The organism is Glycomyces sp. MUSA5-2, from assembly GCF_037034145.1.
GTDB classification, from domain to species: domain Bacteria; phylum Actinomycetota; class Actinomycetes; order Mycobacteriales; family Micromonosporaceae; genus Glycomyces; species Glycomyces artemisiae.
Map to the genome: position 1 here is coordinate 215,489 of NZ_JBAGKG010000001.1, position 15,776 is coordinate 231,264.

The 15,776-nt window shown below is 70.8% G+C and carries 13 protein-coding genes; 1 reads left to right on the top strand and 12 read right to left on the bottom strand.

Going from position 1 to position 15,776, the window contains the following annotated elements; all coding sequences use genetic code 11:
• Window positions 1-3: 3 nt before the first annotated feature.
• The 5 genes from WA640_RS01085 to WA640_RS01105 form a co-directional block, all read right to left on the bottom strand.
• Entirely contained in the window at window positions 4-297 is a 294-nt protein-coding gene (locus WA640_RS01085; protein WP_091043670.1) for a YggT family protein, read from the bottom strand.
• Window positions 298-319: 22 nt separating this feature from the next.
• Complete coding sequence (locus WA640_RS01090; RefSeq protein WP_106362238.1) at window positions 320-928, bottom strand: cell division protein SepF; 609 nt, start codon at window positions 926-928, stop codon at window positions 320-322.
• A gap of 138 nt (window positions 929-1,066) precedes the next feature.
• The gene (locus tag WA640_RS01095; protein ID WP_106362237.1) at window positions 1,067-1,774 is read right to left on the bottom strand and encodes a YggS family pyridoxal phosphate-dependent enzyme; all 708 of its coding nucleotides are present in this window, start codon (window positions 1,772-1,774) and stop codon (window positions 1,067-1,069) included.
• Between the two features lie 81 nt (window positions 1,775-1,855).
• A complete protein-coding gene (gene ftsZ / locus WA640_RS01100; RefSeq protein ID WP_106362236.1) occupies window positions 1,856-2,965 on the bottom strand; it encodes a cell division protein FtsZ in 1,110 nt (369 codons plus the stop codon).
• A gap of 89 nt (window positions 2,966-3,054) precedes the next feature.
• Window positions 3,055-3,789, bottom strand: coding sequence for a cell division protein FtsQ/DivIB (locus WA640_RS01105; protein WP_335985693.1), 735 nt, complete (start codon window positions 3,787-3,789; stop codon window positions 3,055-3,057).
• Between the two features lie 96 nt (window positions 3,790-3,885).
• Here WA640_RS01105 and WA640_RS01110 point away from each other — a divergent pair, with 96 nt between their 5' ends.
• A complete protein-coding gene (locus WA640_RS01110; protein WP_335985694.1) occupies window positions 3,886-4,809 on the top strand; it encodes a siderophore-interacting protein in 924 nt (307 codons plus the stop codon).
• A gap of 43 nt (window positions 4,810-4,852) precedes the next feature.
• Here the strand turns inward: WA640_RS01110 and WA640_RS01115 are convergent, their stop codons facing one another.
• The 7 genes from WA640_RS01115 to WA640_RS01145 all read right to left on the bottom strand — a co-directional run bounded on the left by WA640_RS01115 (window position 4,853) and on the right by WA640_RS01145 (window position 15,767).
• On the bottom strand, window positions 4,853-7,960 hold the full coding sequence (locus WA640_RS01115) for a COR domain-containing protein (RefSeq protein WP_335985695.1): 3,108 nt from the start codon (window positions 7,958-7,960) through the stop codon (window positions 4,853-4,855).
• 133 nt (window positions 7,961-8,093) lie between these two features.
• Entirely contained in the window at window positions 8,094-9,503 is a 1,410-nt protein-coding gene (murC, locus tag WA640_RS01120) for a UDP-N-acetylmuramate--L-alanine ligase (RefSeq protein ID WP_335985696.1), read from the bottom strand.
• Entirely contained in the window at window positions 9,500-10,612 is a 1,113-nt protein-coding gene (locus WA640_RS01125) for a UDP-N-acetylglucosamine--N-acetylmuramyl-(pentapeptide) pyrophosphoryl-undecaprenol N-acetylglucosamine transferase (RefSeq protein WP_106362231.1), read from the bottom strand. Before WA640_RS01125 ends, murC begins: the two co-directional genes overlap by 4 nt.
• A gap of 2 nt (window positions 10,613-10,614) precedes the next feature.
• Entirely contained in the window at window positions 10,615-11,907 is a 1,293-nt protein-coding gene (locus WA640_RS01130; protein ID WP_245888858.1) for an FtsW/RodA/SpoVE family cell cycle protein, read from the bottom strand.
• Window positions 11,904-13,268, bottom strand: a complete 1,365-nt coding sequence (gene murD, locus WA640_RS01135; protein ID WP_335985698.1) for a UDP-N-acetylmuramoyl-L-alanine--D-glutamate ligase — start codon at window positions 13,266-13,268, stop codon at window positions 11,904-11,906. The genes WA640_RS01130 and murD overlap by 4 nt, the downstream gene beginning before the upstream one ends.
• A 4-nt stretch (window positions 13,269-13,272) precedes the next feature.
• Window positions 13,273-14,400, bottom strand: a complete 1,128-nt coding sequence (gene mraY / locus WA640_RS01140) for a phospho-N-acetylmuramoyl-pentapeptide-transferase (RefSeq protein ID WP_106362229.1) — start codon at window positions 14,398-14,400, stop codon at window positions 13,273-13,275.
• Window positions 14,397-15,767 (bottom strand): UDP-N-acetylmuramoyl-tripeptide--D-alanyl-D-alanine ligase, encoded by a 1,371-nt coding sequence (locus WA640_RS01145; RefSeq protein WP_442904646.1) that lies wholly within the window; start codon window positions 15,765-15,767, stop codon window positions 14,397-14,399. Before WA640_RS01145 ends, mraY begins: the two co-directional genes overlap by 4 nt.
• Window positions 15,768-15,776 lie beyond the last annotated feature (9 nt).

A 15,776-nucleotide genomic window follows, 5' to 3' on the forward strand; every position in this document is an offset into this window, starting at 1 on the left:
CTGCTAGGAGATGAATCCCGCGATCACGAAGTCCATCAGGATCCACACGATCAGGAGCAGCGCCAGGAACGCCAGATCAATCGATACAGTACCAAGCCTGAGAGGGGGTATCACCTTCCTCAACCCCTTCAGGGGAGGGTCGGTCACGCTGTAGACCGTCTCCAGCAGGGCCGCGGCCCGGGGGCCGGGCTCCCAGCGGCGGGAGAACTGGACCACCACGCTGCACACCAGGCGAGCCAGTAGGAACAGGTAGAACGCGAAGAGCGCCAAGTAGACGAGCTGGAGTGCCAGGTTCACGGTACGGAGTCTATCCGCCCGGTCACGACTGGTTGAAGAACCCGCCCTCGGCGATCTTCGCCTTGTCCTCCGCCGTCACCTGAACGTGAGGCGGCGAGAGGAGGAACACACGGTTCGTCACCCGCTCGAACGAGCCGCGGGTGCCGAAGATCAACCCGGCGGCGAAGTCGACCAGGCGCTTGGCGTCGGCCTCCTCCATCTCCGAGAGGTTCATGATGACCGGCGTGCCGTCGCGGTAGCGCTCGCCGATGGTGCGCGCCTCGTTGTACGTCGTCGGGTGGAGCGTGGTGATCCGGTAGTTCGCGGGCGACTCCTCCTCGGCCGGCACGGGCCGGATCGTGGAGGGCTCGGCGAGCGCGAGGTTGTCGCGCGTCAGCGGGGTGACCGAGCCGGAGCCGCGGTTGAGCTGGCGGACGGGGCTGCGGTCGTCGAGACGGCGCTCCTCGATGCGGCGCTCCTCGGCGGGGCGGCCGACGCGGCCGGTGGTCCGCTGGGACCCCCGCGCGCGGGTCGCCGCGGCCGGGGCCGGCTCCTCGGCGAACTCGTCGTTCTGCTCATAGCCGTTGTAGCCGCGCTCCTCCTCGTCCTCGATGAGGCCGAGCCAGATGCCTGCCTTCCGCATCGCGCCCATCGATCCTGCTCCCTCCTCGGGCCGCCCCTGTTGAGTCAGGTACGCGGACTCATCCTAGCGCCGACTCCTTACACGGATGTGTTTTTCCGCGGACGTGAATGAACGGCCGCGGCAAAGATCCCTTTACTGCCGTATACCTTACGCCATCGGTTCACGTTCGCCGAGGACGTTTCTCCCCAGTCTGACCATTGTGGCCCCGCCCGCGACGGCCTCGCGGAAGTCGCCGCTCATGCCCGCCGAGACCTCGGTCGCGGCCGGGTCGACGCGGCGCACGGCCGCGGAGGACTCCGCCAGCAGCGCAAAGGCTTTCGCGGGGTCCCAGCCGATGGGGGCGACGGCCATGACTCCCTTGAGGTCGATCGAGTCGAGCGAGGCGAGGTGCGCGGCGAGCGGCTCGACGTCCGCGGCGGCGACGCCGCCGCGGGCGGTGTCCCCGTCGAGGCTCACCTGGACGAGTGCGCTGAGGCGGCGGCCGTGCGCCGCGGCGGCCTTGTCGAGGGCGTCGGCGAGGCTCGCGCGGTCGACCGAATGCACCCAGTCGGCGTACGCGGCGACCGAGCGGGCCTTGTTTCGCTGGAGCTGCCCCACGAAGTGCCACACCGGTTCCAGGCCGCGGCGGGCGAGCTCGGCGGCCTTCGGCGCGGCCTCCTGGTCGCGGTTCTCCCCCAGGTCGGCCTGGCCCAGCTCCACGAGCGTGGCGGCGTCGAGCGCGGGAAAGGTCTTGGTGACGACCACGAGCCGGACCGCGTCGCGGGGGCGGCCCGCGCGCTCGCAGGCGTCGGCGATGGCCTCGCGCGTCCGGTTCAGGCTGTCCTGCAACTGGACTCGGCGGGCTTCAGTGCTCAAGGCGGACCTCGTGGGTGGTGCGTGCGGGGCGGCGGGCGGCGGTCCGCCGAGTCGCTTCAGGGACTCGACGGAGCGCCGCCGCTAGAAGCCCTCTTTGAGGAAGGAGGGGACGTCGACGTCGTCGAACAGGACCTTGCCCGCGCCGGACTCGCGCTCGGGCTCGGGCCGGGCCTCGCGGACCGGCTCGGGCTTCTGCTCGGGCAGGGCCGAGATCCGCGGCGGCTGCGCCAGTTCGAACTCCGAGTCGTCGGTGTCGAAGCCCGCGGCGATCACGGTCACGCGCGCCTCTTCGCCCAGGGCGTCGTCGATGACGGCGCCGAAGATGATGTTCGCGTCGGTGTGCGCGCAGTCCGAGACGAGCTCGGCCGCGTCGTTGATCTCGAACAGGCCGAGGTCCGAGCCGCCCGCGATCGACAGGAGCACGCCGCGCGCGCCCTCCATGGACTGCTCCAGCAGCGGCGACTCGATCGCCGCGCGCGCCGCCTCGACCGCGCGGTTCTCGCCGCGCGCCGAGCCGATGCCCATGAGCGCCGACCCGGCGCCGGACATGACGCTCTTGACGTCGGCGAAGTCGAGGTTGATGAGGCCGGGCGTGGTGATGAGGTCGGTGATGCCCTGGACACCGGAGAGCAGCACCTGGTCGGCGAGGCGGAAGGCGTCCATCATGGAGATGGAGCGGTCGCCGAGGTGGAGCAGGCGGTCGTTCGGGATGACGATCAGCGTGTCGCACTCGTTCCGCAGATCCTCTATCCCCGAGACCGCCTGGGTCTGGCGGCGCTTGCCCTCGAAGGCGAACGGCCGGGTGACCACGCCGATCGTGAGCGCGCCGAGCTTGCGGGCGATGTTCGCGATGACCGGTGCGCCACCGGTTCCGGTGCCGCCGCCCTCGCCGCAGGTCACGAAGACCATGTCGGCTCCCTTGAGGACTTCCTCGATCTCGTCGCGGTGGTCCTCGCAGGCCTTCGCGCCCACTTCGGGATTCGCGCCCGCGCCGAGGCCGCGGGTCAGCTCGCGGCCGACGTCGAGCTTGACGTCGGCGTCGCTCATCAGGAGCGCCTGGGCGTCGGTGTTGATGGCGATGAACTCGACGCCCTTGAGGCCCGCCTCGATCATCCGGTTGACAGCATTGACGCCGCCGCCTCCGACTCCAACGACTTTGATGACGGCGAGGTAGTTGTGCGGTGGTGTCATCGCGGCTGCCTTCCTTCCCCTTCGCGCGGCCCTGGGTGCGACAAACGGGATGCGCCCAAGCACGCACGCACACCCGCTCCCCCTTAACGCTAACTCACAGTGGGGGCATCTGGTGCGCTGACATCGACATGTTCGTACCCGACCGCGAGCAATCGATCGGCGACCTCGGCCTTCTGCTCCCCCTCGGAACCGTCGCCCCACGTGAGCGTCCGTCCACCTTCGAGGAACAGCGTCACCCCCGCGGGGGACGGCGATTCGACGTGTTCGACCTCGTCGGCCAGGCTCGCGGGGAGCGATTCGAGGACCTTCAGGGTCTCCACCGTGGCGAGGTCGTCCGGTGACGGATCGTCGAGTTCGACTATCCATACAGAACCGGAAGGCGAATCGGTCTCGTCGAATGCCACACCTTCGGAATCGACCATGAGAAAAGTCTCGTCGCCCGACGGAACGGCCATATACGGCTCGCGTTCCGTGACGTCCACGCGCAGCGCGTCCGGCCACGACCGGGTGACGTCCACCGACTTCACCGGCGCGAGCCCCGCGACCGCCGACGCGAGCGAGTCCAGGTCGGCGCCGAGCAGCGGATCGCCAAGGGCCCCTTGGCCGAGCGCCTGGACCTCCGCCGGGTCGAGCACCGAGGTGCCCTCGACCTCGATGCGCTGCACCTGGAACCACGGCACGGTCCACAGCACGAGCAGTGAGGCCAGGAACAGGGCCAGCAGGCCGAGGACCGTGTACCTCAATCTCTTGTTGGGCAGGCCGCGGCGCACCACGTGGACCAGTCGCCAGGGACCGGGCCCGGCCGGATCTTCGGAGCCGCGCATGCACCGATCATGGCACGGGCGGGCCACCTGACGGTGGCGGCACGCCGCGCCTTCGGATAAGGTTAGGCAATCCTAAACCTCAAGGAGGGGCAGCGCGTGGCGACGCAGACACAGGCCGAAGCGGCACCGGAGCAGACCGTCCGGGCGTTCGACATCTTCCCCGGGGAAGTACGGGCGCTGCGGCGCCTCAGCCCCTCCTTCCTTCGGGTGACGTTCGCCGGCGAGTCCCTTGCCCACTTCGCGGACAACGGGAACGACCAGCGGTTCAAGCTCATCTTCCCCGCCCCCGCATGCGGCTTCGACAAGATGCCCCGCTCCGAGCGCTGGTACTCCGAACTGCGCGCCCTCCCCGAGCAGGAGCAGTGCGGAGTGCGCACCTACACCGTGCGCGCCGTCCGCCCCGAACTCGGCGAAGTCGACGTCGACATGGTCGTCCACGAGGCCGGCGCGAACGAGCACTGCGGCCCGGCCCTGCGCTGGCTCCAGACCGTCCAGGTCGGCGACGAGCTCCTGCTCCTCGGCCCCGACGCCCGCTACGACGGCCCCCACGGCGGCGTCGACTTCCACGCCCCCGACGGTGCGGACCTCCTTATTGCAGGCGACGAGACCGCCGCCCCCGCCATCGCCGCGATCCTGGAGGACCTCCCGGTCACCGCCCGCGGCAAGGTCTTCATCGAAATACCCACCGCCGCCGACGTCCTCGAACTCGACGCCCCCGAAGAGGTCGAGGTCCACTGGCTGCCCCGCGAAGGCGCCGTCTGGGGCGACAAGCTCGTCCCCGCCGTCACCGACGCCGCCCGCGCCATGGACTTCGGCGCCCGCGGCGAGTTCGAGGAGACCGGCGAAGAGATGATCTGGGACGCCCCCCAGGAACCCGTCACCGCGGGCGCGTACGTCTGGATCGCCGCCGAGACCGGCGTCGTCAAGACCCTCCGCTTCACCATCCGCAAGGAGCTGGGCCTGCCGAAGGAGTCCGGCGCGTTCATGGGCTACTGGCGCAACGGGATGCCCTGGGACTGAACGACGTTGAAGCAGGGGCGGGCGCTGAGCGCCCGCCCCTTCGTCATGTGGCGTCGAAGGTCGGCACGCCCGGCTCGTACTCCCCCGCGAACCGCCGGTGCACCCACAGGAACCGCCCCCGGTCCTGGACCCGTTCGAGGCCCCCGTAGCCCGGGTCGGCCTTGTTGAGGAACGCGTGCAGGCGCCGCAGCTCCGCGCCCGAACGGGCGCTCCCCGAACCCGCGGCCCACGGCTGCTCGGCCGCCAGCGCGTCCTCCCCGACCTCGGCGATCACCTTGAACGACTCCTCCGCGAGCTCCAGGTGGTTCTCGATCGCGGCCGGGTCGAACGACGGCATGAGCAGGTCCAGCGCCACCGACCCGCCCGGCAGCACCGTCGACCACAGGACCTTCAGGGTGCGGCGGATCAGCGGCGCCGACTTCAGCAGCCACTCGCGCGGCACGTCGATGTCGAACACGCCGCTCGACGGGTCGCCGTCGAGGACGTACAGCGGCAGCTGCGAGTGCTCGCACCACAGGACCACCCGGATGCCGACGTGCGTCAGCCGCTTCGCCCAGGACCCCTTGTCCCGCAACTCGACCGTGTAGAACCGCGGCCCCTGGACCGCCTCGTCGGAGAGCAGGCCGATGATCTTCCGCAGCTCTTCCTGGGTCCGCGTCCACTGCTCGATCGCGTCGAGCCCCTGCGGCGCGCCGGGGGCCTCGTCAGGCTCGTCGTCGGCGGGTCGGCGGTGCAGGAGCGCGTCGATCGGCACGTCCTGCCAGCAGCGGCGGCACTCCGCGGTCTTCTTGCCGAGGCGGCGCCGCGACAGCAGCCGCTCCATGCCGAACAGGCCCGCTTCCGAGTCCTCGGGGTCGATGCACACGCCCGCGCACGGCACGAGGCGCTTGAGCCGCAGGCCGGGCCACAGCTCGCCCGCGTACGCCTCCAGGTCCCGCACGAACTCGTGGAGGAACTGCTCGGGGTAGACGGCCTTCACTTCGATGCGCAGGCGCTGGCCCTCAAGGCGGACCAGGGCCCGCGAGAACGGGTCCGGTTCGATGACGAAGCCGCTGTGCCAGTGGACGGAGTCCTCGAAGCGCTCGCGGCCGAGGGAGCGGCGGTGCCAGCGCACGATGAGCTGGTGCATGAGGCCCTCGGGGACGGCCTTGGCGCCGTTGGCGTCGAGGAACTCGCACAGCTGCGCGTCGCGGGCGAGGCGCGGGCCGAACGCGTGCCACACGTCGTCGAGCGGGGGCGGGGCCTCGTCGAGGAGCTGCGCGATGAGGCTCGACTCGGGGCGGCCCGGTTCGCGGGCGATGCGGTAGGAGATGTCGTACTTCTCCATGAGCTGCACCAGGGCCGGGTGGAACTTCGGGTCGTAGCGGTAGCGGCGGCCGCGGGCGGGGTCGTCCCACAGGTCGCCGAGGCGCGGGTGCGCGACGAGGCCGTTGGCGGCCGCGGTGGCGGGGTCGTCGAGGACGAGGCTGACGGCGGTGGAGAGCCAGTCGCCCTTGAGGACCACGATGTCGTCGAGGCCGGGGATCTCGGGGTAATGGATCCAGTAGCCGAGCTGGGTGGCGATGCGGGCGAGGGCGCGGGCGGCGTCGGCGTCGAGGCCGAACGCGTCGGCGCGCCGCTCGTAGGCGTCGTATTCGAGGTAGGACTCGCCGCTTTCGATGAGGTTGCGGCGCAGGTTCCTCCAGCTGGCGGGGACCTCGCGCTCGATCTGGGGCATCGCGGCGGCGGACTCCCACAGGGCCGCTTTGAGCGCGGGGATGCCGGTGCCGGTGGCGGAGTCGATGAAGTGGAAGCCGCCGACGAGGTCGCCGTGGCGCTCCCTGATGCCGGCCTGGTCGATCTTGGGGTGCTGGCCCTCGGCGTCGACGTGGGTGGCGACGATGTGGATCTTCACGTTCGCGTCGCTGGTGCGGCGGCGGATCAGGTCGATCCAGTAGTCGACGAAGCCCTGCATGGGGCCTTGGCGGGCCTTCCACACGACGACGTAGACGGCGGGCGCGGTGAAGAACAGCTGGTGCGTGGGGCGGTAGGCCTTCTGGCCGCCGAAGTCCCAGGCGTTCAAGGAGATCGCGTCGGCGGGGTCGGCGCCGGGCCCGGCGAGTTCGAGGGTCTTCACCTCGATGCCGTGGGTGGAGCCGCGGTCGGGGTCGAAGGGCTCGCCGCGCATGGCGGCGAGGAGGGAGCTCTTGCCGACCTCGCCTTCGCCGACGAGGACGAGCTTCGACTCGCGGAAGTCGGCGCCTTCGACGTCGGTGCGCTCGATGAGCTTGCGCAGTTCGGGCAGGCCGGTCTCGGCGGCGCCGCGCTGCTCGGCGGGCAGGAGGTTCCCGTCGAGGTGGAGCACGGCGAGCTTGTCGAGGCGGAACAGGGAGCGGGGCAGGGCGCGCAGGCCGTTGCCCTCGACGTCGAGGCGGCTGAGCTCGGTGAGGGCGCCGATGTGCTCGGGCAGCTCCTTGAACTGGTTGCCGTTGAGGTTGAGGCGGTCGAGGGCGGTGAGCGAGGCGATCGAGCGGGGCAGGGTGGTGAGCCGGTTGTCGCCCAGGCCCAGGTGGATGAGGTTGACGAGGCGGCCGATCGCGTCGGGCAGTTCGGTGAGGCCGATGCGGGACAGTTCGAGCCAGGTGAGGCCGGTGAGCGCGGTGATGGGCGCGGGGAGGGTCCCGAACCGGTTGTCGCCCGCGTCGAGCCATGTGAGGGCCTGGAGCCGTTCGAGGGCGACGGGGAGGTCGGTGAGGCGGTTGCGGAACAGGTCGAGCCGTGCGAGGCGCGTGAGGCGGCCGATGGAGCCCGGGAGCGCGGTGATCCGGTTGAGGTCGAGATCGAGCCGGGTGAGGGCGGCGAGGCGCCCGATGGACGCGGGGAGCGCGGTGAGCTGGTTGTCGCCGGCGTTGAGCCACGCGAGCCGGTCGAGCCCGCCGACGGACTCGGGGAGGGCGGCGAGGCGGTTGCCGTACAGGTTGAGGCTGGTGAGCGCGGTGAGCTCCCCGATCCAGTCGGGGAGGCGGGTCAGGCCGTTGACGGAGAGGTCGAGTTCGGTGAGGTTCGTCAGGCCCCGAACGGCTTCGGGGACTGCGGTGAGGTTCCTGCGGGAGAGGTCGAGCCGGGTGCGGCCGGAGCGTTTCGCGTCCGCGATGAGCCTCTTGACGGACATGGTGCGGTCACCTGCCGGGGGGTGGGATGGCGTTCGGGGGCAACATGGTACCCACCGAAGGCGACCTCTCGGTTACAAGCGGGAGCACGACGACGGGGCGGTGCCGGTCCGGCACCGCCCCGTCGTCGAGTCGTCAGCGGAGGAGGTCGTCGGGCATGAGGGAGACGGGCGGGGCGCCCATGGTGACGACCACGTCGCCTTCGGCGGCGAGGGCCGCCACGGCGGCGGGGACGTCGTCCCATTCGGGGACGAAGACCTTGTCGTCGGCGTGGAGGGCGATGGCGTCCAGGAGCGCTTGTCCCCCTTCGCCTTCGGGGATCTCCTCGCCGGGGCCGAAGATCTCCATGACGACGACCTTGTCGGCGAGGGAGAGCGCGGCGGCGATCTCCTCGCGCATCGCGATGGTGCGGTAGGCGCGGTAGGGCTGGAAGACCACGATGAGGCGGCCGTCCCCGGCGACCTCCTTGAGGGTCTTCACGGCCTCGGTCATCGCGGTGGGGTGGTACGCGTACTCGTCGAAGACCGCGTAGCCGTCCTTCTCGCCGCGCTTCTCGAAGCGGCGCTTGACCCCTCCGAAGGCGGCGATCCCGGCGGCGATGTCCTCCGGTTCGAGGCCGAGGTACAGGCCCACGGCGATGGCGGCGGTCGAGTTGAGGGCGATGTGGCGGCCGGGCATCGGCAGGTGGAATCGGCCGAGGACCTGCTGCTCGTAGAGGACCGTGTAGTCCACGCCGTCCACACTGGACTCGACGTCGCCGAGCTGCACGTCCGCGCCGTCGCTGAACCCGTAGGTCGCGACGGTGCGGCCCTCCGCGCGGAGCTTCTTCGCCAGCCCGAGCGTGCCGGGGTTGTCGGCGCACAGGACGAGCAGGCCGTCCTTGTCCGTGTTGCGGCAGAACCGCTCGAACGCCTCGGTCAGGGACTCCATGTCCCCGTAGGTGTTCAGGTGGTCCACGTCGATGTTGGTGACGATGCCGACCTCGGGCCGGTAGCGCAGGAACGAGCGGTCGGACTCGTCGGCCTCGGCGACGAACAGGTCGCCGGACCCGTGGGCGCCGGTGAACGCGCCGATGTTCTCGCCGCCGTTGACGTACGAGGGCGCGAGCCCGGCGTGTTCGAGCATCTGCGTGATGATCGCGGTGGTCGTGGTCTTGCCGTGGGTGCCGGTGACGACGATCGAGCGGCGCCCGGTCATCGCGGCGGCGAGAGCCTCGGAGCGGTGGTAGACGCGGATGCCGCGGCGGCGGGCCTCGGCGACTTCGAGGTGCTCGTCGTTGTGCGCGGTCGAGCGCACGACGGTGTCGACGCCGTCGAGGTTGGAGGCGACGTGCTCGCGGTGGATCGTCACGCCGAGGCGCTCCAGCTCCGGCAGCGAGGGCCAGTCCTTCAGCTCGGAGCCGGACACGGGGAGGCCGCGGGTGGCGTACAGGCGCGTGAGGCCGTTCATGCCGACCCCGCCGACCCCGATGAAGAGCACATGCCCGAGGTCCTCGGCGGTGACGCCCTCGTCGATCGGGCTGGTCAGGTCGTTGGGATCGCTCATGCCTGGGAGACCACCTTCAGCGTGTAGTTGCGGAGCGCCTCGTCGCCGGTGCGGGACCCGAAGGCCGCCGCGGCCTGCGACATCTGGAGGACGCGGTTCCGGTCGGTGATGACCGGGATGAGGTTCTCGGCGATCCAGCCGGGGCTGAGGTTCTCGTCGTCGCAGAACATCGCGCCGCCCGCGGCGACGACCGGCCCGGCGTTGCGGTACTGCTCCTTGTTGCCCCACGGCATGGGGACGAACACCGTCGGGATGCCGAGCGCCGAGACCTCGGCGACGGTCATCGAGCCGCCGCGCGCGAGGACCATGTCCGCGGCGGCGTAGCCGAGGTCCATGCGGTCGAGGTACGGGAGCGTGCGGTACGGGACGGGCAGGCCCTCGGGGATGTGGACGGGCTCGTCGCGGCGGGCGCCGGTGATGTGCAGGACCTGCACGCCGCGGTGCGAGAGCATCTGCGCCGCACCCGAGACAGCGTTGTTGATCGAGGCCGCGCCCTGAGAGCCGCCGTACACGAACAGCACGGGCCGCCGCGGGTCGAGCCCGAAGTACTGGCAGGCCTGGGCGCGCAGCGCGTTGCGGTCGAGATGGCTGATCGCCGGGCGCAGCGGCACGCCGGTGAACTCGCCGTCGGCGAGGATCGGCGAGGCCTGCGAGAGGTGCGGGAAGCCCAGCGCGAGGTTGTCGCTGAACTTCAGGGCCATCTTGTTGGCGACCCCGGGCGGGTCGTTGAACTCGAAGATCACCATCGGGGTCTTGCGGCGCCACGCGGCGAGGTAGGCGGGGACGGCGACGTAGCCGCCGAATCCGACCACGACGTCGGCCTGGACCTCGTCGAGGATGTCGCGGGTGGCCTTCATGGCCTTGAGCATCCGGGGCGCGGTCAGGAGGAGGTCGAGGTTGACCTTGCGCGGCAGCTGGTGCGCGGGCACGTTGCGGAGGTCGTACCCGGCCTTGGGGATGAGGTCGTTCTCCAGGCCCTTCTCGGTGCCGAGGCAGGTGACGCGCACGTGGGGGTCGTGGCGGCGCAGGCAGTCGGCGTAGGCGAGGAGCGGGTAGATGTGGCCGCCGGTGCCGCCGCCGGCGAGGACGACCGATCGAAGCTGTGCCAACGTCATTTCTTTCTGGTCGTAGGACTCTTCTTGGTGGTCTCCGAGTCGGATTCGGAGCGAGGGGCGGGCGGCAGGGGGGCCCAGAGCAAGCGTACGAGACGGGACGGGTTGCGCGCCCGGAGCGCCTGCGCGGCGTCGGGTTCGGCACGCGCGAACCCGGCGAGCATCCCGACGGCCGCGAGGACGACGACGAGCGCGGTGCCGCCGTCGGAGATGAACGGGAGCGGGACGCCGGTCATGGGGATGAGGCCGAGGACGCCGCCGATGTTGATGAACGCCTGGCCCGCGATCCAGATCGTCACGCCCGCGGCCACCAGGGACCGGAACGCGTCGTCGGAGCGGCGCGCGATCCGGAAGCCCGTGTACACGAGCACGCCGAACAGCGCGAGGATCACCAGGCAGCCGACGACGCCGAGCTCCTCGGCGATGAGCGCGAAGATGAAGTCGTTGTGGCCGTTGGGGAGCCACTCCCACTTCTGGCGGCTCTCGCCGAGGCCGAGGCCGAACCAGCCGCCGTCGGCGATCGCGTAGTAGCCCTGGATCGCCTGGTAGCCCCAGGTGTCGGCGAAGTCCTCGGGGCGCGAGAACGAGATGATCCGCTCCATGCGGTAGCCCTCGAACGCGATGAGCAGGGCCGAGCCGACCATGGCGATGGCGAACAGGACCCCGAGGATGCGCAGCGGCACGCCCGAGGCCCACAGGAGCCCGACGAACATCGCGAGGATGATGAGCATCGTCCCCAGGTCGGCGTAGCCGATGATGATCATGAGCAGGCCCGCGATGGGGAACATGGGGATCGCGAGGTCCCGCCACGAGGCGATGCGCGGGCCCAGGCGCACCAGCGAGTCCGCGGCCCACAGCAGGAGCGCGAACTTCGCGATCTCGGCGGGCTGGAACTGGACGTTGCCGATGTGGATCCACAGCTGGTCGGTGGCGATGCCGCCGGAGGCGTCGCCGCTGGCCTCGTCCTGCTTCTGCTTGATGGACATGACGACCAGGAACAGGCCGAGGAGGATCGCGACGACCAGGAGCGGGCGCGAGACCGCCCGGTAGGTGCGGGCGGGCAGGCGCTGGGCGATCCAGAAGCACACGAGGCCCACGACCGCCCAGATGACCTGCTGGAGGATGACGGCGAACGCGTTGCCGGTGGCCTCGTAGGACTCGACCATGGTGGCGGAGAAGACCATCACCAGGCCGATCGTGAGCAGCAGGCCCGCGGAGGAGAGCAGCAGGTAGTACGAGGCGAGCGGCCGGTCGAGCAGGCCGCGGAGCATCTCGGTGAACCCGCTTCTCACCCCTCGTCCCCCCCGATCAGCCCCCGGACGGCGGCGGCGAACGCGTCGCCGCGGTGCGCGTAGGAGCGGAACATGTCGTAGGAGGCCCCGGCCGGGGAGAGGAGCACGGTGTCCCCCGGTTCGGCCATGGCGGCGGCGCGTGCCGCGACTTCGGTCATCACCGCATCGTCGCCGCCGTCGAGGACGGCGACGGGGAGGTCCGGGGCGTGTCGCGCGAGCGCGTCGGCGATGAGGGCCCGGTCCTGTCCGATGAGGACCGCTCCGCGCATCCTCGGGGCGTACTGGGCGACGAGGCCGTCGACGTCGACGCCTTTGAGCTGGCCGCCCGCGACCCACACGATGGAGTCGTAGGAGGCGAGCGCGGCCGCAGCGGCGTGCGGGTTGGTGGCCTTGGAGTCGTCGACCCAGGTGACGCCCTCGTGCTCGACGAGGGTGACATTGCGGTGCGGCTCGGGCACGTACTTGCGCAGAGCGTCGCCGATGTCGTTGTGACCCACCCCGACTTGGCGGGCGAGGGCCGCGGCGGCGAGCGCGTTGGCGACGTTGTGCCACCCGGCGGGGCGGACGTCGTCGACCGAGCAGATCTGGACCGGCCCGTCCCCGGTGTAGTCGACGAGGTAGCCGAGGGCGACGCCGAACTGGCCGGGCTCGGGCTGGTTGAGCGTGAACCCGGTGACGTGCGCGTCGGTGTGCTTGGCGAGGGCGACCACCGCCGGGTCGTCGAGGTTGACGACGGCCCGGCCGCCGCGCCAGACCGCGGCCTTGGCCTCGGCGTAGGCGTCGAAGTCCCCGTGCCAGTCGAGGTGGTCGGGCGCGAGGTTGAGGACGGCTCCGGCGGTCGGCGCGAGCTCGGAGGACCAGTGGAGCTGGTAGCTGGAGAGCTCGACGGCGATGACGTCGAAGGGGCCGTTCGCCGCGTGCACGAGCGGGACGCCGATATTGCCGAGCGCCGCGGTGCGGAGCCCGGCGGTCTCAAGCATCGCGGCGAGCATCGTCGTGGTCGTGGTCTTGCCGTTGGTGCCGGTGACGGCGAGCCAGCGCGCGGCCCCCGGTTCCCGCAGGCGCCAGGCGAGTTCGGGTTCGGAGAAGGCTTCGATGCCGTGTTCGCGGGCGGCTTCGGCGATCGGGTGGTGGGGCGGGAAGCCCGGGGAGAGCACGACCTGCTCGACACCGTCCAAGAGCGCGGGATCGAACGCATCGGCGACGACGCAGCGGGCACCGCGTGCGGCGAGTGCCTGCATCCGTTCGGAGTCAGCGCGGTCGTAGACGACGACCGCGGCGCCGCGGTCGAGGAGGACCTCGGCGCACGCGGCTCCGGCGACGCGGGCTCCGGCCACGAGCACGTTGTTCCCTATCCGCATCCGCCTACCCCGCTATCCGCAGGAAGTCGGCGAAGAAGAAGCCCAGGGCGATGGCGACGCCGATGCCCGCGATGATCCAGAAGCGGACCACGATGTTGACCTCGGACCAGCCCGCCAGCTCGAAGTGGTGCTGCAAGGGCGCCATGCGGAAGACGCGGCGTCCGGTGAGTTTGAACGAGGTGTACTGGATGATCGAGGAGCACGTGATGATGACGAACAGGGCGCCGACGATCGGCAGGAGCAGGATCGTCTTGGAGGTCAGGGCGAGCCCGGCGATGAGGCCGCCGAGGCCCAGCGCGCCCGAGTCGCCCATGAAGATCTGGGCGGGCGAGGTGTTCCACCACAGGAAGCCGAACATGGCCCCGGCGGCGGCCCCGGCGACGAGGGCGATCTCCAGGGGGTCGCGCACGTCGTAGCAGAGGTTCGCGGCGGGCTGCGCGCCGCCGCACCAGTGGCGGTACTCCCAGAAGCCGATGATCATGTACGCCAGGAACGCCATCATGGAGGCGCCGGTGGCGAGGCCGTCGAGGCCGTCGGTGAGGTTGACGCCGTTGGCGGTGGCGTTGACCAGGAAGATGATGATGATGACCATGCCGATCTTGGTCACGTTGAGCCACTCGACTTCTCGCGTGAAGGAGAGGTACGGGGTGGCGACGGTCTCCGAGATCTCGTCGGTGTGGATCGAGCCGGTGTAGTAGACGGCGACGAGGCCGAAGATCGCGGCGGCGATGGAGAGGCCGAGGATCTTCATCCGGCCGGAGATGCCGCCGGAGTGCTTCTTGCGGATCTTGATCCAGTCGTCGATGAAGCCGACGAAGCCGCAGGCGACGAACAGGCCGATGAGGACGATGCCGGTGGCGGTGAAGCCGGTCGGGCGGTTGAAGGTGACGCCGTTGACCTGCTCGGGCAGCGCCATGAGGACGAGGTGTCCGGCGACGTAGGCGAGCACGGTCGTGAAGATGAAGACGACGCCGCCCATCGCGGGCGTGCCGGCCTTGGCGAGGTGGGTCTGGGGGCCGTCGGAGCGGATGGGCTGTCCGGCCTTGAGGCGGCGGAACAGCTTGGCGGCGAGGGGTGTCAGCGCCATGGTGAGCGCGAACGCCACGAACGCGGCGACGATGACTGCTCTCACTGGTCGGTTTCCTCCTTGGCGCGCAAGTGGTCGGCGACGTCCCAGGTGCGGTAGCGGGAGCCCTTCACCAGGACGGCGTCGCCGGGGCGCAGCCGGTTTTCGAGCAGCGCGATGGCCGCGGCTTGATCGGGGACATGGGTGGCGGTGACGCCGTCGGCACCGTCGATGATGGGTTGTGTGCCTTCGCCGACGGCGATGACTTCGTCGATGCCGGCGTCGCGGGCCTGCTCGCCGAGGCGCCGGTGGCATTCCTCTTCGAGCTCTTCGAGGTCGGCCATGAGTCCGAGGACGGCGATGCGGCGGCCCTCGGTGGGCAGGAGCCCGAGGGCGCGGACGGCCGCGCCCATCGAGGCGGGGTTGGCGTTGTAGGAGTCGTCGATGACGACCGTGCCGTCGGGGCGGGTGAAGACGTCCATGCGGCGCTCGGAGAGGCGCCCGGACTCGGCGAGCCCTTCGGCGATCTCCTCGGGGGTCGCGCCGAGCTTCCAGAGGACCCCGGCGGCGGCGAGGGCGTTGTAGACGTGGTGGTCGCCCCACAGCTTGAGCTGCACGCGGGCGGACCCGGCGGGGGTGACGAGGGTGAACGCGTGGCGGCCGTCGCCGGGGTCGACGTCCTCGGCGCGGATGTCGGCTTTTTCGCGGACGCCGAAGCTCCAGGCCGTGGCGTCGGTGAGGCCCGCCATCGCGGCGACGCGCGGGTCGTCGGCGTTGAGGAAGACGGTGCCGTCGGGGCCGAGCGCCTGCGGCAGTTCGGACTTGGCCTTGGCGGTGGTCTCGATGGACCCGAAGCCGTCGAGGTGGGAGATGCCGACGTTGAGGACCACGCCGATCGAGGGCGGGGCGATCTCGCACAGCTGCGTGATGTGGCCGAGGCCGCGGGCGGCGAGTTCGAGGACGAGGTACTCGGTCTCGGGGGTGGTGCGGCAGACCGTGTACGGGTGGCCGAGCTCGTTGTTGAAGTTGGCCTCGGTGGCGACGGTGGGGCCGAGTCGGGCGCAGAGCTGGCCGATGAGGTCCTTCGTGGAGGTCTTGCCGTTGGAGCCGGTGACGCCGATGATGCGGGCCCTCGCGTTCGCCGCGATGTGCTTGGCGAGGCGGGTGAGCGCCGCGACGGCGTCGTCCACGTAGACCGCGGGGACGTCGACGGGGCGGGTCGCGATGGTCGCGACGGCGCCCTGCTCATGGGCCTTGGCGGCGAAGTCGTGGCCGTCGACCTTGGCGCCGGGGATGGCGAGGAAGAGGCCGCCGGGCCCGGCCTTGCGGGAGTCGAACTCGACGCCGCCGGTGACGACGGCCTCCGGGTCGGCCGTCTCGCTGAGCTTGCCGCCCGTGACGGCGGCGACCTGGGCCAGGCTCATGGGGATCACGCGGCGGAC

What these genes read in the sequence shown, in the direction of transcription:
- WA640_RS01090 (WP_106362238.1), bottom strand. Translation starts at nt 928, where the DNA reads ATGGGCGCGATGCGGAAGGCAGGCATCTGGCTCGGCCTCATCGAGGAC.
- ftsZ (WP_106362236.1), bottom strand. Translation starts at nt 2,965, where the DNA reads ATGACACCACCGCACAACTACCTCGCCGTCATCAAAGTCGTTGGAGTC.
- WA640_RS01105 (WP_335985693.1), bottom strand. Translation starts at nt 3,789, where the DNA reads ATGCGCGGCTCCGAAGATCCGGCCGGGCCCGGTCCCTGGCGACTGGTC.
- WA640_RS01115 (WP_335985695.1), bottom strand. Translation starts at nt 7,960, where the DNA reads ATGTCCGTCAAGAGGCTCATCGCGGACGCGAAACGCTCCGGCCGCACC.
- murC (WP_335985696.1), bottom strand. Translation starts at nt 9,503, where the DNA reads ATGAGCGATCCCAACGACCTGACCAGCCCGATCGACGAGGGCGTCACC.
- murD (WP_335985698.1), bottom strand. Translation starts at nt 13,268, where the DNA reads ATGCGGATAGGGAACAACGTGCTCGTGGCCGGAGCCCGCGTCGCCGGA.